Origin of the sequence: Sphingomonas phyllosphaerae (assembly GCA_036946405.1) — a bacterium.
Classification (GTDB): domain Bacteria; phylum Pseudomonadota; class Alphaproteobacteria; order Sphingomonadales; family Sphingomonadaceae; genus Sphingomonas; species Sphingomonas phyllosphaerae_D.
Map to the genome: position 1 here is coordinate 2,757,016 of JAQIJC010000001.1, position 20,653 is coordinate 2,777,668.

The 20,653-nt window shown below is 68.5% G+C and carries 22 protein-coding genes and 1 tRNA gene; 12 read left to right on the top strand and 11 right to left on the bottom strand.

Going from position 1 to position 20,653, the window contains the following annotated elements; translation table 11 throughout:
• Positions 1-13: 13 nt before the first annotated feature.
• From PGN12_13080 to mtgA, 3 genes are all read left to right on the top strand, one after another.
• Positions 14-961, top strand: a complete 948-nt coding sequence (locus PGN12_13080; GenBank protein ID MEH3104824.1) for an RluA family pseudouridine synthase — start codon at positions 14-16, stop codon at positions 959-961.
• Between the two features lie 71 nt (positions 962-1,032).
• Positions 1,033-1,935 carry an RNA polymerase sigma factor RpoH gene (gene rpoH, locus PGN12_13085; GenBank protein ID MEH3104825.1) on the top strand — a complete coding sequence of 301 codons (903 nt, stop codon included), beginning with the start codon at positions 1,033-1,035 and terminating at the stop codon, positions 1,933-1,935.
• Between the two features lie 62 nt (positions 1,936-1,997).
• Positions 1,998-2,672, top strand: a complete 675-nt coding sequence (gene mtgA / locus PGN12_13090; protein MEH3104826.1) for a monofunctional biosynthetic peptidoglycan transglycosylase — start codon at positions 1,998-2,000, stop codon at positions 2,670-2,672.
• Between the two features lie 71 nt (positions 2,673-2,743).
• Here the strand turns inward: mtgA and PGN12_13095 are convergent, their stop codons facing one another.
• The 5 genes from PGN12_13095 to PGN12_13115 form a co-directional block, all read right to left on the bottom strand.
• Positions 2,744-3,373, bottom strand: a complete 630-nt coding sequence (locus tag PGN12_13095; protein MEH3104827.1) for an ATP-binding cassette domain-containing protein — start codon at positions 3,371-3,373, stop codon at positions 2,744-2,746.
• Positions 3,363-4,037, bottom strand: a complete 675-nt coding sequence (gene modB / locus PGN12_13100; GenBank protein ID MEH3104828.1) for a molybdate ABC transporter permease subunit — start codon at positions 4,035-4,037, stop codon at positions 3,363-3,365. The genes PGN12_13095 and modB overlap by 11 nt, the downstream gene beginning before the upstream one ends.
• A 5-nt stretch (positions 4,038-4,042) precedes the next feature.
• Positions 4,043-4,807: a molybdate ABC transporter substrate-binding protein gene (gene modA, locus PGN12_13105; protein MEH3104829.1), complete on the bottom strand. Its 765-nt coding sequence runs from the start codon at positions 4,805-4,807 to the stop codon at positions 4,043-4,045.
• 35 nt (positions 4,808-4,842) lie between these two features.
• Positions 4,843-5,952 (bottom strand): NADH:flavin oxidoreductase/NADH oxidase, encoded by a 1,110-nt coding sequence (locus tag PGN12_13110; GenBank protein MEH3104830.1) that lies wholly within the window; start codon positions 5,950-5,952, stop codon positions 4,843-4,845.
• Between the two features lie 76 nt (positions 5,953-6,028).
• A tRNA-Pro gene (locus PGN12_13115) sits at positions 6,029-6,105 on the bottom strand.
• Positions 6,106-6,223: 118 nt separating this feature from the next.
• Here PGN12_13115 and pnuC point away from each other — a divergent pair.
• Positions 6,224-6,802 carry a nicotinamide riboside transporter PnuC gene (pnuC, locus tag PGN12_13120; protein ID MEH3104831.1) on the top strand — a complete coding sequence of 193 codons (579 nt, stop codon included), beginning with the start codon at positions 6,224-6,226 and terminating at the stop codon, positions 6,800-6,802.
• Complete coding sequence (locus PGN12_13125) at positions 6,799-7,314, top strand: AAA family ATPase (protein MEH3104832.1); 516 nt, start codon at positions 6,799-6,801, stop codon at positions 7,312-7,314. The genes pnuC and PGN12_13125 overlap by 4 nt, the downstream gene beginning before the upstream one ends.
• Positions 7,315-7,351: 37 nt before the next feature.
• Here PGN12_13125 and PGN12_13130 read toward each other — a convergent pair whose 3' ends face one another.
• Complete coding sequence (locus PGN12_13130) at positions 7,352-8,335, bottom strand: SH3 domain-containing protein (protein MEH3104833.1); 984 nt, start codon at positions 8,333-8,335, stop codon at positions 7,352-7,354.
• A gap of 184 nt (positions 8,336-8,519) precedes the next feature.
• Between PGN12_13130 and lepA the strand changes: the two genes are divergently transcribed.
• The gene (gene lepA, locus PGN12_13135; protein ID MEH3104834.1) at positions 8,520-10,331 is read left to right on the top strand and encodes a translation elongation factor 4; all 1,812 of its coding nucleotides are present in this window, start codon (positions 8,520-8,522) and stop codon (positions 10,329-10,331) included.
• 217 nt (positions 10,332-10,548) lie between these two features.
• On the opposite strand, the gene PGN12_13140 is transcribed toward lepA, so the two are convergent.
• Positions 10,549-11,559 (bottom strand): polyprenyl synthetase family protein, encoded by a 1,011-nt coding sequence (locus PGN12_13140; GenBank protein ID MEH3104835.1) that lies wholly within the window; start codon positions 11,557-11,559, stop codon positions 10,549-10,551.
• A gap of 82 nt (positions 11,560-11,641) precedes the next feature.
• Here PGN12_13140 and PGN12_13145 point away from each other — a divergent pair, with 82 nt between their 5' ends.
• The gene (locus tag PGN12_13145; GenBank protein MEH3104836.1) at positions 11,642-11,923 is read left to right on the top strand and encodes a chorismate mutase; all 282 of its coding nucleotides are present in this window, start codon (positions 11,642-11,644) and stop codon (positions 11,921-11,923) included.
• Positions 11,924-11,927: 4 nt separating this feature from the next.
• Here the strand turns inward: PGN12_13145 and PGN12_13150 are convergent, their stop codons facing one another.
• A complete protein-coding gene (locus tag PGN12_13150) occupies positions 11,928-12,455 on the bottom strand; it encodes a GAF domain-containing protein (protein MEH3104837.1) in 528 nt (175 codons plus the stop codon).
• A 121-nt stretch (positions 12,456-12,576) separates the two neighbouring features.
• Positions 12,577-13,293, bottom strand: coding sequence for a dienelactone hydrolase family protein (locus tag PGN12_13155; GenBank protein ID MEH3104838.1), 717 nt, complete (start codon positions 13,291-13,293; stop codon positions 12,577-12,579).
• A 75-nt stretch (positions 13,294-13,368) separates the two neighbouring features.
• Here PGN12_13155 and PGN12_13160 point away from each other — a divergent pair, with 75 nt between their 5' ends.
• Together PGN12_13160 and gpmA are read left to right on the top strand one after the other, a co-directional pair.
• Positions 13,369-13,824, top strand: coding sequence for a GNAT family N-acetyltransferase (locus tag PGN12_13160; GenBank protein MEH3104839.1), 456 nt, complete (start codon positions 13,369-13,371; stop codon positions 13,822-13,824).
• A gap of 13 nt (positions 13,825-13,837) precedes the next feature.
• Positions 13,838-14,524, top strand: a complete 687-nt coding sequence (gpmA, locus tag PGN12_13165; GenBank protein MEH3104840.1) for a 2,3-diphosphoglycerate-dependent phosphoglycerate mutase — start codon at positions 13,838-13,840, stop codon at positions 14,522-14,524.
• A gap of 128 nt (positions 14,525-14,652) precedes the next feature.
• On the opposite strand, the gene glmM is transcribed toward gpmA, so the two are convergent.
• On the bottom strand, positions 14,653-15,990 hold the full coding sequence (glmM, locus tag PGN12_13170) for a phosphoglucosamine mutase (GenBank protein MEH3104841.1): 1,338 nt from the start codon (positions 15,988-15,990) through the stop codon (positions 14,653-14,655).
• A gap of 68 nt (positions 15,991-16,058) precedes the next feature.
• On the opposite strand from glmM, the gene PGN12_13175 reads away from it, so the two are divergent.
• Positions 16,059-17,288: a cation:dicarboxylase symporter family transporter gene (locus PGN12_13175; GenBank protein MEH3104842.1), complete on the top strand. Its 1,230-nt coding sequence runs from the start codon at positions 16,059-16,061 to the stop codon at positions 17,286-17,288.
• Here the strand turns inward: PGN12_13175 and rarD are convergent.
• Positions 17,278-18,144, bottom strand: coding sequence for an EamA family transporter RarD (rarD, locus tag PGN12_13180; protein ID MEH3104843.1), 867 nt, complete (start codon positions 18,142-18,144; stop codon positions 17,278-17,280). The genes PGN12_13175 and rarD overlap by 11 nt on opposite strands.
• 116 nt (positions 18,145-18,260) lie before the next feature.
• Here rarD and recF point away from each other — a divergent pair, with 116 nt between their 5' ends.
• Positions 18,261-19,346 carry a DNA replication/repair protein RecF gene (recF, locus tag PGN12_13185; protein MEH3104844.1) on the top strand — a complete coding sequence of 362 codons (1,086 nt, stop codon included), beginning with the start codon at positions 18,261-18,263 and terminating at the stop codon, positions 19,344-19,346.
• A gap of 8 nt (positions 19,347-19,354) precedes the next feature.
• A complete protein-coding gene (locus PGN12_13190; protein ID MEH3104845.1) occupies positions 19,355-20,647 on the top strand; it encodes an MFS transporter in 1,293 nt (430 codons plus the stop codon).
• Positions 20,648-20,653 lie beyond the last annotated feature (6 nt).

Consider the following 20,653-nt stretch of genomic DNA (forward strand, 5'->3'; position numbering starts at 1 on the left):
ATCTAGCAAAGCAATGGACCGGGGGGTCATCATTCTCGAAGCGACGATCGCACCGGCAGCGGACGGCTGGCGGGTGGACCGTGCGCTCGCCGATGCGGTGCCGACCTTGTCGCGCGAACGGCTGAAGGTGCTCATCAACGCCGGGCAGGTCACGCAAGGCGACACCGCGATGCGCGATCCGTCGCGCAAGGCGCGCGGCGGCGAGCGTTTCGCGGTCGCGGTCCCCGCCCCCACGCCGGCGCACAATGAGGCGCAGGACATTCCGCTCGTCATCGCCTTCGAGGACGAGCATCTGATCGTGATCGACAAGCCCGCCGGGTTGGTCGTCCATCCCGCCGCCGGCAATCTCGACGGCACCCTGGTCAACGCGCTGCTTCACCATTGCCACGGCTCGCTGTCCGGCATCGGCGGGGTCGCGCGGCCGGGGATCGTCCACCGGATCGACAAGGACACTTCCGGGCTAATGGTCGCCGCCAAGACCGACCGCACCCACGAAGGACTGGCGAAGCAATTCGCCGCGCACAGCATCGATCGCCGCTACCGCGCGATCGTCGGCGGGCGGCCGATGCCGGCGGCAGGGTCGGTCGACGCCCCGCTCGCGCGCTCGCTCAACAACCGCAAGAAGGTCGCAATCGTCGCGGGCGGCAAGCGCGCCGTGACGCATTACCGCACGCTGGAGCTGCTCCGCGACGCGACACTGGTCGAATGCCGGCTGGAAACCGGGCGGACGCATCAGGTGCGCGTCCATATGGCGTCGATCGGCCACGCCTTGCTGGGCGACCCGGTCTATGGTAGAACAAAACATGCTCACAAGCAGGTGCTGGACACGCTGACTTTCCGGCGACAGGCGCTTCACGCCGCGCATCTGGGGTTCGTGCATCCGATCACCGGCAAAACGCTGGGTTTCGACAGCGCGATGCCGCCGGACATGCAGGAACTGTTCAGTCAGCTTATCGTATAGAAACGGAACGCGGGTCGGCGTCGCCAGTGGGCACGTCGCGCGTATTCCGCAAGGAAGGGAGACTTAGGATCATGGCAACCCGCAGCAACGTCCCCGCGACGATTCCTGCGCTCGGCGGGGAGCAGAGCCTCAATCGCTACCTGTCGGAGATCAAGAAGTTTCCGATCCTCGCGCCTGAGCAGGAATATATGCTCGCCAAGCGCTTTCAGGAGCATGGCGACACCGACGCCGCAGCGCAGCTCGTCACCAGCCACCTGCGGCTCGTCGCCAAGATCGCGATGGGCTATCGCGGCTACGGCCTGCCGGTCAGCGAGCTGATCTCCGAGGGCAATATTGGGCTGATGCAGGGCGTGAAGAAGTTCGAGCCCGATCGCGGCTTCCGCCTCGCCACCTATGCGATGTGGTGGATTCGCGCCTCGATCCAGGAGTTCATCCTGCGCTCGTGGAGCCTTGTGAAGATGGGCACCACCGCGGCGCAGAAGAAGCTCTTCTTCAACTTGCGCCGAATGAAGGCCCGCCTCGACGCGTTCGAGGACGGCGATCTGACGCCCGAGAACGTCCAGAAGATCGCCACCGATCTCGGCGTGACCGAGGCGGACGTGGTCAGCATGAACCGCCGCATGGCGATGGGCGGCGACACGTCGCTCAACGTCTCGATGCGCGAGGACGGCGAGGGCCAGTGGCAGGACTGGCTGCAGGACGATGCGCCGCTGCAGGACAGCGTCGTCGCCGACCAGCAGGAGGCGGACGTCCGCCACGACATGCTGATGAGCGCGATGGACGATCTCAACGATCGCGAGAAGCACATCCTGACCGAGCGGCGGCTCACCGACGATCCCAAGACGCTGGAGGAACTCAGCCAGGTCTATGGCGTCTCGCGCGAGCGCGTCCGCCAGATCGAGGTCCGCGCCTTCGAGAAGCTCCAGCGCGCGATGATGCGGCTGGCGGGCGACCAGCGGCTGCTGACCGCCTGACCCGCGATCCGGCGCCGGCGGGGGCTTGAGCGACCCCGCCCGGTGCCGGTACGAGGCGGCGCATGTTCACCGCGCTGCGCCTGCTCATCAAGATCGTCCTCGGCTTCGTCGTGCTGTCGCTCGTCTGGGTCGGCGTGTACGCGATCGTCCCCGTGCCCTTCACGATGACGATGATGGGCGACGTGGTCGGCGGCCATTCGGTGACCAAGGACTGGACGCCGCTGTCGCGGATCGACCCCGACATGGCGCGCGCCGCGATCGCGGGTGAGGATGCGCGCTTTTGCAGCCATCATGGTTTCGACTGGCGCGCGATCGCGGGGGCGGCAGCGCACAATGCCGAGGGCCGGCGGATCCGCGGCGGCTCGACGATCAGCCAGCAGACCGCCAAGAATGCCTTCCTCTTCCAGGGCGGCGGCTATCTCCGCAAGGCGCTGGAGGCATGGTTCACGCTGCTGATCGAGACGATCTGGGGCAAGCAGCGGATCATGGAAGTTTATCTCAACATCGCCGAAACCGGGATCGGCACCTATGGCGCGGAGGCGGCGGCGCAGCGGTACTTTCATCACAGCGCCGCGACCTTGAGCCCGGTCGAGGCAGCACGAATCGCCGCCGTCCTCCCGCTGCCGAAGAAGCGCGAGGCGATCGCCCCGACCGGCTTCGTCCGCCGCCGCGGCAACCAGATCGCGCGCTACATCGGCGCGGTCCGGCGCGGCGGGCTGGATAGCTGCCTGCGCTAATCGGACGAAACAACCTCCGTTCGTGCTGAGCTTGTCGAAGCACGTGTCCCGTGGCCCGCCCTTCGACGGGCTCAGGGCAAACGGGCTGGTGGCGAGAGCCCGATCGTAATCACCCGGTCCCCCAGCCGCTCGGCCTCGGCGGCATCGTGGGTCACCATCAGGATCGGCACCGTGCGCGCATCGCGCACCCGCTCGATCGCGCGCATCGCCTCCTCGCGCCGCGCCGGGTCGAGCGACGACAGCGGTTCGTCCAGCAACAGGAACGCCGGCTCGCTGAGCAACGCCCGCCCGATCGCCACCCGCCGCGCCTCGCCCCCCGACAGCGTTCGCGGCCAGCGCCGCAGCAACGGCGCGATGTCGAGCGTCGCTGCCACCTCCGCCAGCCGCGAGGCATCGCGCGCGCCGTACAGCAAATTCGCCTGCACGCGCCGATGCGGAAACAACCGCGCATCCTGAAACACATAACCCGCCCGCCGCTGCTCCGGCGGCACGTCGACCCGGGCGTCGGCATCGAACAGCATCCGCCCGCCGACCCGCACATGCCCGCGCACCGGCCGCAGCAGCCCGGCGATCATGTCGAGCAGGCTGGTCTTCCCCGCCCCCGACGCCCCGACCAGCACCGTCAGCCCGTCGCCCGCCACGAAGCGCGCACCGACGACCGCATCCCCGCGCCGCGCCGCCACATCGACGTCAAAGGACATGCACGCCCCGCCCCGCGCGCCGCACCAGCGCCTCGGACACGATCAGCGCCACCAAAGACAGCACCACCGACACCGCCGCCAGCCGCCACACCTCGTTCTCACCCCCCGGCCGCTGGAGCGCGGCATAGATCGCAAGCGGCAGCGTCTGCGTCTCGCCCGGCACGTTCGACACGAAGGTGATCGTCGCCCCGAACTCGCCGATCGCGCGCGCCAGCCCCAGCACCAGCGCCGCCGCGATTCCCGGTGCGGCGAGCGGCAGCGTCACGGTCGCATAGGCGCGCCAGCGCGTCGCCCCCAGCGTCCGCGCCGCCTGCTCCAGCCGCCGGTCGACCGCCTCAATCGACAGCCGCATCGCGCGCACCATCAGCGGCAAGGCCATCACCCCCGCCGCGATCGCCGCGCCGGTCCAGCGGAACAGCACGCTGACCCCGAACCCCGCCTCCAGCACGCGCCCGATCGGCCCGGCCGGCGCGAAGGCGAGCAGCAGCACCCAGCCCGTCACCACCGGCGGCACCACCAATGGCAGATGCACCAGCCCGTCGAGCAGCACCTTCCCCGGGAACCGCCACCGCGCCAGCACCCACGCCAGCGCGAAGGCGACCGGCAGCGCCCCCAATGTCGCGGTCCCGCCGACCAGCAGGGTCAGGCGGACGATCGGCAGCAGCTCGCTCAACGCGTCGTGAAGCCGCGCCGCGCGAGGATCGCCTGCCCGGCGCGCGACAGCAGGAAGCGCCGGAAGCCCTCCGCCTCCGGGCTCTCGCCAGCGGTCAGCCGCGCGATCGGATAGACGATCGGCGCATGGCTGCGCGGTGGGAACACCCCCGCCACCTGCACGCCGGTCGCAGCGCGCGCGTCGGTCGCATAGACGATCCCGTACGGTGCTGCCCCGCGCTCGACGAGCGCCAGCGCCGCGCGGACATTCTCCGCGCGGACGACCCGCGGCGCGACCGCCTCCCATGCGCCAAGCCGGGTCAGCGCCTCGCGGCCGTATTTTCCCGCCGGAACGCTGTCGGGATCGGCCATCGCCAGCGGAGCACTACCCAGCAGCTTGCCAAGCGCCGCGCCCTTGGTCGCGACGACGCGCGGCAGCGCGGGGCGCGACACCACCACCAATTGATTGCGCACCAGCACCGCGCGCGTCTTCGCCACGACCAGCCCGCGCCGGGCGACATCGTCCATCCAGTCGCTGTCGGCGGAGATGAACAGATCGGCGCGCCCGCCCGCCGCAATCTGCCGCGCAAGCGCCGACGACGCCGCGAACGAAACGCGCGGTCGCGCGTGACCCGCCCGCGCCCATGCGTCGGCGGCGTCGGTCAGCGCCTCCTGCATACTCGCCGCCGCCAGCACCAACGGCGCGCGCTCCTGCGCCGCCGCCGGCAGGGCCATGGTGACGAGGGCGAGCAGCGAGAGCAGGAAGCGCATGACCCCGCTCATGGCACTCGCCCCCGATGAAGACAATCGCGCGGCACTCAACCTTCGACGTCGAACAGCTGCTTGTACTGGCGCGGCTGCGAACGGAGATATTGGTCGGGTGCCTTCACCCGCGCGCACAGCTCGGCGGCGGCGTGCCACGGCCAGCGCGGATCGTAGAGGATCGTCCGCGCCAGCGCGATCATGTCGGCATCTCCGGTCGCGACGATCGCCTCGGCCTGCTGCGGCTCGGTGATGAGCCCGACCGCGACGACCGGGACCGACACCGCCTGCTTCACCGCGCGCGCCAACGGCACCTGATAATTCGGTCCGACCGGGATCTGCTGGCGCGGATCGAGCCCGCCGCTCGACACATGGATCGCCGCGCAGCCGCGCGCCTCCAGCGCCGTAGCGAAGGCAACGGTCTGTTCGGCATCCCAGCCGCCCTCGACCCAGTCGCTCCCCGACACGCGCACCGTCACCGGCCGCTCGGCCGGGAACGCCGCGCGCACCGCGTCATAAACCTCCAGCGGAAAGCGCATCCGGTTTTCCAGCGACCCGCCATAGTCGTCGTCGCGCCGGTTTGAGAGCGGCGACAGGAACTGGTGGAGCAGATAGCCGTGCGCGGCGTGGATCTGGATCAGGTCGAGCCCCAGCCGCGCTGACCGTTTCGCGGCTTCGGCAAAGGCGTCGCGGATGCGCGCCAGCCCGTCGCGGTCGAGCGCCACCGGCGCGGGGTTCCTGGGATCATAGGGCAAGGCGGACGGCGCGACCGTCTCCCAGCCATGCGGATCGCTGGCCGGGATCTGCCGCTCGCCCTTCCACGGCAGGTCGGTCGACGCCTTGCGTCCGGCATGCGCCAGCTGGATCGCGATCGGCATGTCGGAATGCCGGCGCACCGATTCGAGCACTCGCGCCATCGCCGCCTCGGTCGCATCGTCCCACAGTCCGACATCGCCATAGCTGATTCGCCCGATCGGCTCGACCGCGGTCGCCTCGATCGTCAGGATGCCCGCGCCCGACAGCGCCAGATGGCCGAGATGGATCGTATGCCAATCGGTCATACACCCGTCGACGGCGGAATATTGACACATTGGCGCGATGACGATGCGATTGGCGAGCGTCAGGCCGCCGATCGCAAGTGGCTGGAATAACCGGGGTCCGCTCATCGGAAACGCGCTCCTGAAGGTGAGCCGTCCCTACGCATCAGCGGAAGAATGGTGCCGCGCAGATGCGGCGAATGAATGGTCGGGGAAAGAGGATTCGAACCTCCGGCCCCTGCCTCCCGAAGGCAGTGCTCTACCAGGCTGAGCTATTCCCCGACCAGGGTGCCGGTCGGATGTACCGTCGACAGGGCGCGGCTTATATCAGCGGAAATTCGCAGCGCAAGCGGGGAATCGTAGCTGTTTTTACAGATTCGCGCGGCTACGTTCCACGGCGATGTCGCTTGCTGAATGGACCGCCACCGCCCTGGGGATCGCCTGTGTCGCACTCGCGGCCAGACGGAGCATCTGGACCTTCCCGACCGCGATCGTGTCGGTGGCGCTGCTCGGGTTCGTCGTCTTCCGCGCACGGCTGTATTCGGACGCCTTGCTCCAGCTCTTCTTCGTTGCCGCGAACCTGTATGGCTGGCGCAACTGGCGGCGCGTGCAGGCGCGCAGCGGCGATGTCCCGGTCTTCACCCTCGACTCGCGTGCCCGCGCCTTGTGGCTTGGCGGGATGATGCTGTGCTGGCTGGCATGGGGCGGCGCAATGCACCGCTGGACCGATGCCGCGCTGCCGTGGTGGGACGCCGGCATCGCGGCAGCCAGCATCGCGGCACAGGTGCTGATGGCGAAGCGCGCGGTCGAGAATTGGTGGCTGTGGATCGCGATCGATGTCGCATCGGTGCCGCTCTATCTCGCCAAGGGACTGTATGCCTTTGCCGGCCTCTACCTCGTCTATCTCGCGCTCGCTTTATGGGGCTTGATCGACTGGCGGCGGGCGGCCGGCGCGGATTGGCGGGCGGTGCCGGCATGAGCGTGCGAACCGTGTGCCTGCATGGGCCGGAGAGCACCGGCAAGTCGACCGTCGCACCGCGCCTGGCGCAACAGTTCGATTCGGTCAGCGTCGCCGAATTCGGCCGCACTTATTGCGAAACCTATGGCACCGATCTGACGATGGCCGACCTCGTCATGATCGCGCGGACGCAGGACGCCAAGGCACGCACCGCGCGCGAAAGCGGCGCGCGGCCCGTGATCCTCGATACCGATCCGTTGATGAGCGCGGTATGGGCGGACATGATGTTCGGGCGGCGCGACCCGTGGTTCGATCGCTGGAACGCCACCGCCGACCTCTACCTGTTGTTCGACATCGACTTGCCGTGGATCGAGGACGGCACCCGCATGTTCGGCACACAGCACGCGCGTGAGCGCTTCTTCGACCTGTCGCGGCGCGAGCTGGAGCGGCGCGGCGTGCCATGGGTGCTGATCCAGGGCCAAGGCTCGCGGCGTTACCTCAACGCGCTGGAGGCGATCCGCGCCGCGATGTAGTCGGCCCCCGCGCCGGTGACGCGAGGGCCGATCCCGATCAGTGGATATCGGGGGCTTTCTCCGAAACCTGCGACGGCGCCAGCTTGGTGTTGAGCACCCAGCCGACATTGTCGTTCTCGTCGGCCACCTCCCACCACAGGCCGTTCTTGTTGCCGGTCGGATAGACGATCGCGCCGAGCGGCAGGGTGCGCAGGGTCGCCGCGCTCGCCGCCGCCGAAGCGCGCAGCGCCACCGGCGCCTGAACCGTGAACGTCTTCACCGTGGCCGCCTGCGCGGTGCCCGGGTCGCCCGGCGTCACCAGCCCAAGCCCGGTGACCAGCTTGCTATAGGCCTGAATGAAGCTCAGCGTCACGATCCGGCCGATATCGGTGTTGTCATAGCCGCCGCCCGCCGCGCCGGCCGCTGCGAAAAAGCCTCCGCCGCCCAGCGACAGGCTGTTCTTCGCCGCATAGCCTTCCTCGGTCGCGACCGTCTCGGTGGTGCGGACGTTGGTCAGCGAGAGGACCGTGTTGGCCTCCAGCTTCTTGCTCTTGATCCCGCCCAGCAGGCCGCCCACCGCGCCGCCGAGCAGCCCGCCGATCCCCGCGCCGGCGCCGCTGCCGCTGACATTGCTGTTTGCGCCCTGCACCTCGGCGACCAGCACATAATCCGCCGCCTTGATCTGCCCCTGCCCGACGTTCGTGCCGCGCTGCAGCCCCAGGTTGGCGCCGATCGCCCGCTCCTTCTCGGCGGCGTTCAGTCCGCTGCCGCGATCGACCAGGTTGAAGCAGCCCGAACGCTGCACCAGCACCTTCAGCAGCTTGGAGGGCGGCGCGAGGTTCCACGCCGTCCAATAGGATGAATTGTCACCATCGACGATCGACAGCGTCCCCAGCTTGCGCGTGCAATGCGGGATTTCGGCGGCGGTCTTTTCCTGCAGCTTCTGCCCAGATGAGGCACCGGCCAGCTTCTGCGCGGCAGCCGGCGCGTTGACGAACAGGCTGACCCCGGCCAGCAAAGCGACGATCAAACGACGTTCCACGTGCTTCCCCTTGTTTGCGGCATCACCACCGCGACGCCCAGCGGTCCTTGCGGCCGGCGAATGTACGTTTCGGATGTGTCACGAAAAAGTCAGCGGGCGGCCCAGATTGGCGGTTTGCGCGGCGGGCCCGGATCGCTGGCCCCTCTATCGCTTGCGCCATTGCTGCGCTAGGCGCGCGAGGATTATGACGACCTCGCTCAACACGATCCGCAATTTCTCGATCATCGCGCATATCGACCATGGCAAGTCGACGCTCGCCGACCGCCTCATCCAGGCGACCGGCGGCCTGACCGATCGCGAGATGAGCGAGCAGGTGCTCGACAATATGGAGATCGAGAAGGAGCGCGGCATCACCATCAAGGCGCAGACCGTGCGCCTGTCCTACAAGGCGCACGACGGCGAGACCTACACGCTCAACCTGATGGACACGCCCGGCCACGTCGACTTCGCCTATGAAGTGTCGCGCTCGCTGGCGGCGTGCGAGGGCGCGTTGCTGGTCGTCGACGCGGCGCAGGGCGTCGAGGCGCAGACGCTCGCCAACGTCTACCAGTCGATCGAGCACGACCACGAGATCGTACCGGTCATCAACAAGATCGACCTGCCCGCGGCCGAGCCCGAGAAGGTTCGCACCGAGATTGAGGACGTGATCGGCATCGACGCGTCCGACGCGGTGCTCGCCAGCGCCAAGTCGGGGATCGGCATCCCCGACATTCTCGAAGCAATCGTCCAGAAGATTCCGGCACCGAAGGGTGACGCGGACGCACCGCTCAAGGCAATGCTCGTCGATTCGTGGTACGATCCGTATCTGGGCGTGATGATTTTGGTCCGGGTGGTGGACGGAACGCTCCGGAAGGGGCAGCAAGTCACCTTCATGCAGGCCGGAACGACGCATCTGATCGATCGCGTCGGCTGCTTCCGCCCGAAGATCGAGCAACTGACCGACCTCGGTCCGGGCGAAATCGGCTTCATCACCGCGCAGATCAAGGATGTCGCGCAGGCCCGCGTCGGCGACACGCTGACCGACGCGAAGAAGCCCGCCGCCGAGGCGCTGCCGGGGTTCAAGGAAGTCCAGCCGGTGGTGTTCTGCGGGCTTTTCCCCGTTGATGCCAACGACTTCGAGAAGCTTCGTGAGAGCATTTCGAAGCTGCGGCTCAACGACGCGTCGTTCAGTTTCGAGATGGAAACCTCGGCCGCGCTCGGCTTCGGCTTCCGCTGCGGCTTCCTCGGGCTGCTGCATCTGGAGATCATCCAGGAGCGGCTGACCCGCGAATACGACCTCGATCTCATCACGACCGCGCCGAGCGTCGTCTATCAAATTGAATTGACGCACGGCGGCGGCCAGATCGACCTCCACAACCCCGCCGACATGCCCGATCCCAACAAGATCGAGTCGATCAGCGAGCCGTGGATCGAGGCGGTGATCTACGTGCCCGACGAATATCTCGGCTCGATCCTGAAACTGTGTCAGGACCGGCGCGGTATTCAGAAGAATCTCACGTACGTAGGCGGACGTGCTCAGGCGACCTATGAGCTACCACTCAACGAGGTCGTGTTCGACTTCTACGACCGGCTAAAGTCGCTGTCGAAGGGCTATGCCAGCTTCGACTATCACCAGATCGGCTATCGCGAGGGCGATCTCGTCAAGATGAGCATCCTCGTCAACGAGGAGCCGGTCGACGCGCTGTCGATGATCGTCCACCGCGGCACCGCCGAGACGCGCGGACGCGGGATGTGCGAGCGGCTCAAGGAGTTGATCCCGCGCCATCTGTTCAAGATCCCGATCCAGGCGGCGATCGGCGGCAAGGTGATCGCGCGCGAGACAATCAGCGCGATGCGCAAGGACGTTACCGCCAAATGCTATGGCGGCGACGCGACGCGTAAGCGCAAGCTTCTGGAGAAGCAGAAGAAGGGCAAGGCGAAGATGCGCGAATACGGTTCGGTCAGCATCCCGCAGGAAGCCTTCATCGCCGCGCTGCGCATGGGCGACGAAAACTGATCTGAGCGCCGTCGCCCCGGACCTGATCCGGGGCTCCGCTTCTTCTGGCTTCGTGGACGAGTGCAGCGGAACGCCAGCTAAAGCCCCAGTTGTCCAAACACTCGGAACACGTGCTTCAACAGGCTCAGCACGAACGTCGTGGATAAGGCTCGCCCTAACTAAATTCCGTTCGCCCTGAGCCTGTCGAAGGGCGTGCCCCACGCGCTCACCGGCAGTATCAATAAGCCCGCGCCACTGCGAACTCGACCGCCTCGACCATCGCCTCCTTGATCGCGCTGTCGGCGAAGATCGCCAGCGACTCGATCGCGCGCTGCCCGTAATGCCGCGCGCGCGCGAGCGTATCATCGACCGCACGCGTCCGGCGGACCAGATCGATCGAATGCGCGAAATCGGCGTCGCTCGCCCGCCGCCCCTCGACCGCGTCGCGCCAGAAGGCGCGGTCCTCGTCACCGCCGCGCGCATAGGCGAGAATCACCGGCAGCGTCATCTTGCCTTCGCGGAAGTCGTCGCCGGCATCCTTGCCCATCGTGCCCGCGTCGCTGGTATAGTCGATCGCATCGTCGACCAGCTGGAATGCGATACCCAGATTGCGACCGTAGGAATCGAGCGCCTGCTCCTCCGCCGCCGGACGCTCGGCGACCACCGCCGCGATCCGGCACGCCGCGGCGAACAGCGCCGCGGTCTTGGCATGGATGATGTCGAGATAGCGTTCCTCGGGCAGATCGACGCGCCGCGCCGCGGTCAACTGGTTGACCTCGCCCTCCGCGATCACCGCCGAGGCGTTCGAGAGAATTTCCAGCGCGCGCATGTTGCCGCCCGCCACCATCAGTTCGAACGAGCGCGAGAACAGGAAGTCGCCGACCAGCACGCTGGCGGGATTGCCCCAGATGATGTTGGCGGTGCGCTTGCCGCGCCGCAGGTCGGATCCGTCCACGACATCGTCGTGGAGCAGGGTCGCGGTATGGATGAACTCGACCGCCGCGGCCAGCAGGTGATGCCGATCGCCACCATAGCCGACCAGTTGCGCACCCGCAAGCGTCAGCATCGGGCGCATCCTTTTGCCCCCGCCCGCGATCAGATGCCCCGCCAGCTCCGGGATCAATGGGATTTCCGATCGCATCCGCTCCACGATCACGGCATTGACGTGATCCATGTCGGCGGCGACCAGCCCGATCATCGGATCGAGCGAGGGCGTGTGCCCGGGAAGTCGGTGCAAGGTAGCGCTCATCTGTTCCTGCCCTTAGGGGGAGGCACGCGCGCAACGCAAGCGCGGGCTGCATGACCATTATCGCTTTGACGGGGAAGCCGTGATGACCGACGACGTTCTGAAGGGCTATCGCAAGAGCATCGACAACATCGACGCCGCTTTGGTGTGCCTGCTCGCCGAACGGTTCAAGATCACGCAGGCGGTCGGCGCGTATAAGGCGCAGACCGGCTTGCCCGCCGCCGATCCCGGCCGCGAGGAGGCGCAGATCACGCGGCTGCGTCAGTTGAGCGAGGACGCCGAGCTCGATCCGGAATTTTCGGAGAAGTTCCTCCGCTTCATCATCGACGAGGTGATCCGCCACCACCGCGCCGCCGCGGCGGGCTGATCCATCAGGTCGCGGTCCGCTCGGCGCGGCGCACCGCCAGCCGCGCGATCGCCGCGTCGGCCAATTGCCGGAGGTGCATCTGCTCATAGGCGCCGAAGTCAGCGCGCGGGGTCCGGTCGAACACGCAGAACGTCCCGATCGGCAGATGATCGGCATCGACCAGCGGGGCGCCTGCGTAGAAGCGCACCTGCCCGCCGTCGATCAGCACCGGATTGTCGGCGAAGCGCGCGTCGGCGCGCGCGTCCTCGACGCAGAACACCGCCTGCGGCGTGATGATCGCATGGCCGCACAGGGACATGCGGCGACTGTACGTTCGCGAGGAAACCCCGGCAGCGGCGATCAGATACTGCCAGTCGCGCGAGAGGATCGACACCGCCGCCATCCCGGTGCCGAACCGCTGCCGCGCCCGTTCGACCAACTCGACCAGTTCGCCGTCATCACGCGCGTCGAGTGCGCCGGACGCCAGCACCGCGCGTTCGCGGGCGGCTTCGTCACTGGGCGTGGGCGCCGGCGCATAAACGGTAATCCCCATACCCCCCGACGTCCCCGCGCTTCATGCTGTTCTGGAAACCGCGTGCATCGGTTGACCGTTGCCCGCCGCCTGACCGGGTCGCTACAATGCCGCCAGAAAGCCGGCAATCATCTAATTGTTTTTACAGGCAATCTTGTAAAAATTGACTCATCGCGCGCCAACTGCGGCGATCGGCCTGCGCGTCATAGCCGAACCCGGCCTGTCCGGCCGGCATGGCGGCATCGGTGAAGGCGTGCCCTGCCCGGCCATAGGCATGGATCTGCCAGTCGGCGCGCGCGGCGGTGAGTTCCTCGCCCAGTTCGACCACCGCCGATGGGGGCCCGAGCGGATCGTCCCACCCGTGGCAGATCAACAGCGGTACGGTGATCGGGTCGACGCTCGGCCAGTCGGGCCGGTCGTAGACGCCGTGGAAGCTCACGCCGCCGCGGATCGGCATTCCGGCCCGCGCCATGTCGAGCACGCACTTCCCGCCGAAGCAGAAACCGATCGCCGCGACTCTCGCCTCATCCACCTCATCCTGTACGGTCAGCGCGCCCAGCGCCGCGCGCAGCCGCTCGCGCAGCAACCCACGGTCGGTGTTGAGTTCGTCCATATAGCGGCTCGCCCCCGCCCCGCGCTGCGTCCGCTTGCCCTGCCCGAACAGGTCGCAGGCGAAGGCGGCATAGCCGAGCCCCGCCAGCGCCTCGGCCTTCTGGTTGTCGCTTTCCTTCTGTCCGAGCACGTTGGGGATCACGAGCACCGCCGGCCGCGCGTCGGGTTGCGCATCGTCCCACGCAAACACACCTTCGAACGGACCGCCCGGCCCGTCATGGACCATAGTGCGGCGGCGGATCGTCATCGGCGCTCTCCTGTTGTGTCGGTCGCGCCTTTCGCTAGATCGGAGCCATTCTTCGGACAAGCAGCGGGGCTCATGATGCAGATCAGGAAGGACGATCCGGCCAACCCCGCCATCGCGCCCTTGCTGGCCGCGCATCTCGCCGAGCAGCGTGGCAACACGCCGCCCGGCTTTTCCTTTGCGCTGGACGCCTCAGGACTGGCGGCCCCGGACGTCACCTTCTGGACGGCGTGGGACGATCACACCCCGATCGGCATGGGCGCGCTGCGCCAGCTGGATTCGCACAGCGGTGAGGTCAAATCGATGCGCGCCGCCCAATCGTGGCGCGGACGTGGCGTTGGTCGCGCGCTGCTGGAGGCGATCGTCGCAGCGGCGCGGGCCCGTGGCTATCGGCAGCTCTACCTGGAAACCGGGACGACCGACGCCTATGCCCCGGCGCTCGCGCTCTACCACCGCGCCGGCTTCGTCGCATGCGACGCCTTCGCCGATTACCGGCCCAGCCCGCATAACCAGTTCCTGACCCTGACCCTCTAACGGGAGAACCCGATTGCCGACGCTCGTCCTCATCCGCCACGGCCAGTCCGCCTGGAATCTCGAAAACCGCTTCACCGGCTGGTGGGACGTCGACGTCACCGAAAAGGGCGCGGCCGAGGCGCGCGCCGCGGGTGAGCTGATGGCCGCCAAGGGGCTGGACTTCGACCAGACCTTCACCTCGCTCCAGACCCGCGCGATCAAGACGCTCAACCTCGCGCTGGAGGCGATGGGGCGGCTGTGGCTGCCGGTCGAGAAGGACTGGCGGCTGAACGAGCGGCATTATGGTGGGCTCACCGGGCTCGACAAGGCCGAGACCGCGGCGAAGCACGGCGACGAGCAGGTCCACATCTGGCGCCGCAGCTTCGACGTCCCGCCGCCGCCGATCGAAGCCGGCAGCCCCTACGATCCCTCGGCCGACCGCCGCTACGCCGGGATCGACGTTCCCGCGACCGAGAGCCTCAAGGACACGATCGCGCGCGTGCTGCCCTATTGGGAAGGCCGCATCGCCCCAGCGCTCAAGGACGGGCAGCGCGTCTTGATCTCGGCGCACGGCAATTCGCTCCGCGCGCTGGTCAAGCATTTGTCGGCGATTTCGGATGACGAAATCACCGGGCTGGAGATCCCGACCGGTCAGCCGATCGTCTACGAACTCGACGACGCACTCAATGCGACCGACCGTTACTATTTGAACGAGCGCTGACCTTTCGTCACCCGGCGAAGGCCGGCGCCCAGTTGGGGGACGCTGGTGACGAAGCGGAGAGCGCCGTTACGTCCGCCTCCCCAACTGGGCCCCGGCCTCCGCCGGGGAACGGTTGAGGATCCCCCCCCTCAAACCGCCGCGCGCACCGCGTCGCAGATGCGATCGACCACCTGCTCGACCTGCGCCGGATCGTCGCCCTCGGCCATCACGCGGATCACCGGCTCGGTTCCTGACGGCCGGATCACCAGCCGCCCGCGTCCCGCCAACTCGCCCTCGGCGTCCGCGATCACCGCCTTCACCGCCGCCGTCTCCAGCGGCTTGCCCCCCGAAAACCGCACGTTCTTCAACAATTGCGGCAGCGGCTCGAACCGGTGCAGCACCTCGCTCGCCGGTGCGCCCGCGCGGCAGATCTCCGCCAGCACCTGCAACGCCGCCACCAGTCCGTCACCGGTCGTCGCATAGTCGCTGAGGATAATATGTCCCGACTGCTCGCCGCCGACATTATAGCCGCGCCGCCGCATCGCCTCGAGCACGTGCCGGTCGCCGACCGCGGTGCGGATCAGCCCGAGTCCCTGTGCCTTCAGATGCCGCTCGAGTCCGAGGTTCGACATGACCGTCGCGACCAGCCCGCCGCCCGCCAGCCGCCCCGCGCGCGCCCAGCCGGCGGCGATCGTCGCCATCAACTGGTCGCCGTCGATCACGCGCCCCTTCTCGTCGACCACGATCAGCCGGTCGGCGTCGCCGTCCAGCGCGATCCCGACCGCCGCGCCATGCGCGATCACCGCCTCGGACAGCGCCTCGGGATGCGTCGAGCCAATCTTGTCGTTGATATTTAGCCCGTTGGGATTGACCCCGATCTGCACCACGTCGGCGCCCAATTCCCACAGCGCTTCGGGCGCGACCTGATAGGCGGCACCGTTCGCGCAATCGACCACCACCTTCATCCCGTCGAGCCGCAGGTCGTTGGGAAAGGTCGATTTGGCGAAGTGGATATAGCGCCCGCGCGCGTCGTCGATCCGCTTGGCGCGGCCGATCTCGCCCGCCGGGGCGAGCGCGACTTCACCGTCGATCGCGGCCTCGATCGCCAGTTCGTCCTCATCGGACAATTTGTAACCATCCGGCCCGAACAGCTTGATTCCGTTGTCAAAAAACGGATTGTGACTCGCGGAGATCATCACGCCCATGTCGGCGCGCATCGACTTGGTCAGCATCGCCACCGCCGGGGTCGGCATCGGGCCGACCAGTGTCACGTCCATCCCGACGCTCGTAAACCCGGCCTGCAACGCGCTCTCCAGCATATAGCCCGACAGCCGGGTGTCCTTGCCGATCACGACACGATGGCGATGCTGTCCGCGCAGGAAGTGTCGCCCCGCCGCCATCCCGACCTTCATCGCCATCTCAGCGGTCATCGCGCCCGCGTTGGTCAGGCCGCGAATGCCGTCGGTGCCGAAATATTTCCTTGCCATCGTGTCTTCCGTTCGCTTGGCCCAGACGGGTCCCATAATCGCGGACGAGCAAAAGGCGAAGAGACCGCATGTCGCAAGCAACCCGTATCCTGCTGTCGCTGCTGATCGGGCTGGCGGGCGGCGTCGCGCTCGCCAGTTTCGCGCGCGATGCGGTTCCCGGCACGATCGCGATCGCGGAGCCGATCGGCGCGGCATGGCTCCACGGGCTCCAGATGACGATCGTGCCGCTGGTCGTATCGCTGCTGGTCACCGGCGTCGCCTCGACCGCGGAGGCGGCGCGCGCGGGGCGGCTCGCGGGTCGCGCGATCGCGCTCTACGTCACCTTCCTCTTCCTCTCGGCGGTGATCGCCGCGCTCGCGACGCCGCTGATCCTCGCGGTCGCCCCGCTCCCCGCCGCCTCGGCGCAGGCGTTGCGCGCGGCGCTGGTCGGGGCAGGCAAGGTGCCGACCGTTCCGCCGCTCGGCGAGTTCTTCGCCGGGATCGTCCCCACCAACATCGTTAGCGCCGCCGCCAGCGACGCTTTCCTGTCGCTCATCATCTTCACGCTGGTCTTCGCCTTCGCGATCGCGCGGATCGACGCCGAGGGGCGCACCTTGCTGGTCCGCTTCTTCACCGCGTTGCGCGACACGATGCTGGTGGTGATCGACTGGGTATTGTGGATCGCGCCGCTCGGCGTGTTCGCGCTGGCGCTGGTGGTCGGTGCACGCGCGGGATCGGGAGCGTTCGGGGCACTGGCGCACTACATCCTCGTCGTCGCCAGCGTCGGAGTGATCGTCACCCTGCTCGCCTATCCGGTCGCCTGGGCAGGCGCGCGGCTCAACCTGACCGCCTTCGCCCGCGCCGCATTGCCGTCGCAGGCAGTGGCGATCAGCACGCAATCCTCGCTCGCGTCGGTCCCCGCGATGCTGGAGGGCGCGCGCGCGCTCGGCGTGCCGGTGCGTACCGCCGGGGTGACGCTGCCGCTGGCGGTCGCGATCTTCCGCGCGACCGGCCCGGCGATGAACCTCGCGGTCGCGATCTATGTCGCGACGTGGTTCGGCGTCTCGTTATCGCCCGCGACGCTCGCGATCGGCGTGGTGGTGGCGACGCTCACCTCGCTCGGGTCGGTCAGCCTGCCCGGCACGGTCAGCTATGTCAGCGCGATCGCCCCGATCGCCGGCACGATCGGCGCCCCGATCGCGCCGCTCGGCTTGCTGGTGGCGGTCGAGACGATCCCCGACATCATCCGCACCGTCGGCAACGTCACCATGGACCTGGCGACGACTGCCTGGCTGGGGCGGCGCGAACCTAAAGAGTAGCGCGCCGCGGTCGGCTGCCGAAAGCGTAGAGCGCGCAACCGGCCCAGATCAACGCGAAGGTGACGATATGCACCCCGCGCAACGGCTCGTGAAACACCAGCACAGCCAGCAGGAACTGCAGCGTCGGCGCGAGATATTGCAGCAGTCCCAGCGTCGAGAAACGTAATCGGCGCGCGGCGGCGGCGAACATCAGCAACGGCGCGGCGGTGACCGCCCCCGCCAGAACCAGCAACAGGTCGATAGGACCGCGCCCGAACACCGGCTCGGGGCTGAGCCACAGCACCGCCAGCGCCGGGCCGACCAGCAATGCTGTTTCTACCGTGAGCCCGCCCAGCGCATCGATCGCCGCGACCTTGCGGATCAGCCCGTACAGGCCGAAGCTGAACGCAAGCGTCAGCGAAATCCATAACGCCCCGCCCCCGACGATCGCCAGCACCGCGACACCGACCGCCGCGATCGCGACCGCCACCTTCTGCACCGCGCCGATCCGCTCGCGGAGCACGATCATCCCCAGCGCGACATTGAGCAACGGGTTGATGAAATAGCCGAGGCTCGCCTCCAGCACGTGCCCGCTCTGCACCGCAAAGATATAGACCAGCCAGTTGACCGCGATCAGCGCCGCCGACGCGCACAGCAGCAACAGCGTCCGCCCGCGCGCCGCCGCCACGATCGCCCGACCCCGCCGCATCGCCACGACGATCGCCGCCAGCAGCAGCAGCGACCACACGACGCGATGCGCCAGCACCTGCAAGGCCGGAACGCCGTTGAGCAAATGCAGATAGAGCGGGAGCAGGCCCCACGATACATAGGCGCCGATGCCGAGGAGCAGGCCGGAACGATGCGAATTGTCGGTCATCGATGCCCTGTCGCGACGGAAGCGGTTCGATGCAAGCCTGTGCCGACCCATCGCGCGCGGTGCGGAAGGAAACAGTCGCCCTCCCCGCGCTTTGCCCGTACCAGCATCGCGCCACCATGCTGTCCCGTCTCGTCCTCACCGATGTCCGCAACCACGAAGCGCTGGCGATCGCGCCCGATGCCGCGCCCGGTTTCGTCGTGCTGTACGGCCCGAACGGTGCGGGCAAGACCAACGTGCTGGAGGCAGTGTCGCTGCTCGCGCCCGGTCGGGGACTGCGGCGCGCCGCGCTGTCGGAGGTCGCGCGCAGCGATGGACCGGGCGGCTTCGGCGTCGCGGCGACGCTGGGGGATGGGCAGACGCTCGCCACCGGCACGCTGGCGTCCGCGCCCGAACGGCGGGTGGTGCGCATCAACGGCGCCGCCGCCCCCGCGACTGCACTTGCCGAGCGGGTTGCGGTGCTGTGGCTCACCCCCGCGATGGACCGGCTGTTCACCGAGGCCGCGGGCGGACGACGGCGCTTCCTCGACCGGCTGACGCTCGCGATCGAGCCCGGCCATGCCCGCGACGGCGCCCGCTACGAGGCGGCGATGCGCGACCGCAACCGTCTGCTCGCCGACGCGCTTCCCGATCCCGACTGGCTCGCCGCGCTGGAGGCGCAAATGGCCCAGCATGGCGCGGCGCTCGACGCCGCGCGCCGGCGCACGGTTGCGGCGCTCGACGACGCCCTGGCCGCACAGCCCGCCGGGGAGATCGCCCGCGCACGGATCGCGCTCGACGGGTGGAGCGGTGATGCCGCCACCCTGGCCGACGCGCTGCGGGCGGGGCGGGCGCGCGACGCCGCCGCCGGCCGCACGCTCGTCGGGCCGCATCGCGCCGACCTGACCGTCACCCATGTCGAAAAGGCGCGCCCCGCCGCCACGGCCTCGACCGGCGAGCAGAAGGCGCTGTTGCTCGGCATCGTCCTCGCCCATGCCGAGTTGGTCGCACGCTTGACCGGGCACGCCCCGGTCCTGTTGCTCGACGAGGTCGCCGCGCATCTGGATCCCGTTCGCCGCGCCGCCTTGTTCGCGCGCCTCGCCCCGCTCGGGCAGGTGTGGATGACGGGTACGGAGCGCGCGCTGTTCGACGGGATCGACGCCGCGACCTGGGTTCCGCTCCACGATATCGTTACGCCCACAACATTTTCGCCCGCGCCGCGTTGAGGGACGAATTGCCGTCCGCTCCCATGGGAAGAAGCTCGCTGACCGATCCCGCCTCCCCTGCCGCCGCCCCGCGCACGCTGACCGAATGGCGGCGTGGCTGGCCGGTGGTGGCTGCCGCGATGCTGGGCGCCGGGTTCGGGCCCGGGTTGTACCAGAACCTCTCCAGCCTGTTCACGCCGGGTCTGGAGGCAACATTCGGATGGTCACGCGGCAACATCGCCACCGCTGCCGGGCTCGCTCTGGGTGGCGCGATCGCCGCGCCCCTGATCGGGCGCGCCGCCGATCGCGTCGGGGTGCGTCCGGTCATCGTCGCCTCGATGCTGCTGCTGGGCGCCGCCTATCTCTGGCTCGCGGCGATGGGAATGAACGGCGGCCGGGCGATCTGGCGCTACCAGCTCGGCGTCGTGCTGCTGGTGCTGGCGTTGCCGGGGACGAGCAGCCTCGCTTATGGCAAGCTGATCGCGGCGCGGTTCGTGCGCGGACGCGGCATGGCGCTGGCACTCGGCACCTCGGGGCTGGCACTGGCGACGATCGTCGCTGCACCCCTTCTGGGCGCCACCATCGCAAACTTCGGGTGGCGCGCGGGGTTCGTCGCGCTGGCAGGCGGCTCGGCGCTCTTCGCGCTGCCGCTGATCCTGCTCAGCCTCCGCGCTGTGCCGCTACCCGCCCCGCCTGCCGCGGACCGCACCGGCCTGCCGGGCACCAGCGCGGCGGCGGCACGGCGCGACAGCCGCTTCTGGATTCTGGTCGCCTCGGCCTGGCTCATCAACGCCGCCACCACCGGCTTCGTGACCCAGCTGGTGCCGATCGGGCTGGAATTGGGGCTGCGCCCTGCGCAGGCGGCGCTGCTGCTCACCAGCTTCGCCTCCAGCGCGATCGCCGGGCGGCTGCTGGTCGGCTGGCTGGTCGATCGACTCCGCCCACAGCCGGTCGCGGCGGCGTTCGCGATCGTGTCGGCGGCCGGCTTCGTCGCGCTCGCCTTCGCCCCATCGGGGCTGGCGCTGCTGCTGGTGCTGGTTTTTCTCGCCGGGCTGATGAACGGCGCGGAGAACGACCTCTTGCCGTTCTTTGCCGCGCGGCTGTTCGGCCTGCGTGCCTTTGCCGAGATCTACGGCACCGCAATGCCGATCGCGCTGTCGGGCACCGCGGTCGGGATCATCGGCTTCGGGCGACTCCATGATCTCACCGGCGGCTATATCACGGCGCTGACGCTCGGCTGCGGCGCGCTGCTGCTCGCGGCACTCTGCTTCCTGATCCTCCCCGATCGTACAGGGGATGACGGGGATCGCGCCGCAAGCTAGCGCGCA

Coding starts and splice junctions, on each gene's coding strand:
- pnuC (MEH3104831.1), top strand. CDS start 6,224: ATGTCGCTTGCTGAATGGACCGCCACCGCCCTGGGGATCGCCTGTGTC.
- PGN12_13110 (MEH3104830.1), bottom strand. CDS start 5,952: ATGAGCGGACCCCGGTTATTCCAGCCACTTGCGATCGGCGGCCTGACG.
- PGN12_13145 (MEH3104836.1), top strand. CDS start 11,642: ATGACCGACGACGTTCTGAAGGGCTATCGCAAGAGCATCGACAACATC.
- recF (MEH3104844.1), top strand. CDS start 18,261: ATGCTGTCCCGTCTCGTCCTCACCGATGTCCGCAACCACGAAGCGCTG.
- PGN12_13080 (MEH3104824.1), top strand. CDS start 14: ATGGACCGGGGGGTCATCATTCTCGAAGCGACGATCGCACCGGCAGCG.
- PGN12_13095 (MEH3104827.1), bottom strand. CDS start 3,373: ATGTCCTTTGACGTCGATGTGGCGGCGCGGCGCGGGGATGCGGTCGTC.
- rarD (MEH3104843.1), bottom strand. CDS start 18,144: ATGACCGACAATTCGCATCGTTCCGGCCTGCTCCTCGGCATCGGCGCC.
- PGN12_13155 (MEH3104838.1), bottom strand. CDS start 13,293: ATGACGATCCGCCGCCGCACTATGGTCCATGACGGGCCGGGCGGTCCG.
- mtgA (MEH3104826.1), top strand. CDS start 1,998: ATGTTCACCGCGCTGCGCCTGCTCATCAAGATCGTCCTCGGCTTCGTC.
- glmM (MEH3104841.1), bottom strand. CDS start 15,990: ATGGCAAGGAAATATTTCGGCACCGACGGCATTCGCGGCCTGACCAAC.
- rpoH (MEH3104825.1), top strand. CDS start 1,033: ATGGCAACCCGCAGCAACGTCCCCGCGACGATTCCTGCGCTCGGCGGG.
- lepA (MEH3104834.1), top strand. CDS start 8,520: ATGACGACCTCGCTCAACACGATCCGCAATTTCTCGATCATCGCGCAT.
- modA (MEH3104829.1), bottom strand. CDS start 4,807: ATGAGCGGGGTCATGCGCTTCCTGCTCTCGCTGCTCGCCCTCGTCACC.
- PGN12_13140 (MEH3104835.1), bottom strand. CDS start 11,559: ATGAGCGCTACCTTGCACCGACTTCCCGGGCACACGCCCTCGCTCGAT.
- PGN12_13160 (MEH3104839.1), top strand. CDS start 13,369: ATGCAGATCAGGAAGGACGATCCGGCCAACCCCGCCATCGCGCCCTTG.
- PGN12_13175 (MEH3104842.1), top strand. CDS start 16,059: ATGTCGCAAGCAACCCGTATCCTGCTGTCGCTGCTGATCGGGCTGGCG.
- PGN12_13150 (MEH3104837.1), bottom strand. CDS start 12,455: ATGGGGATTACCGTTTATGCGCCGGCGCCCACGCCCAGTGACGAAGCC.
- PGN12_13125 (MEH3104832.1), top strand. CDS start 6,799: ATGAGCGTGCGAACCGTGTGCCTGCATGGGCCGGAGAGCACCGGCAAG.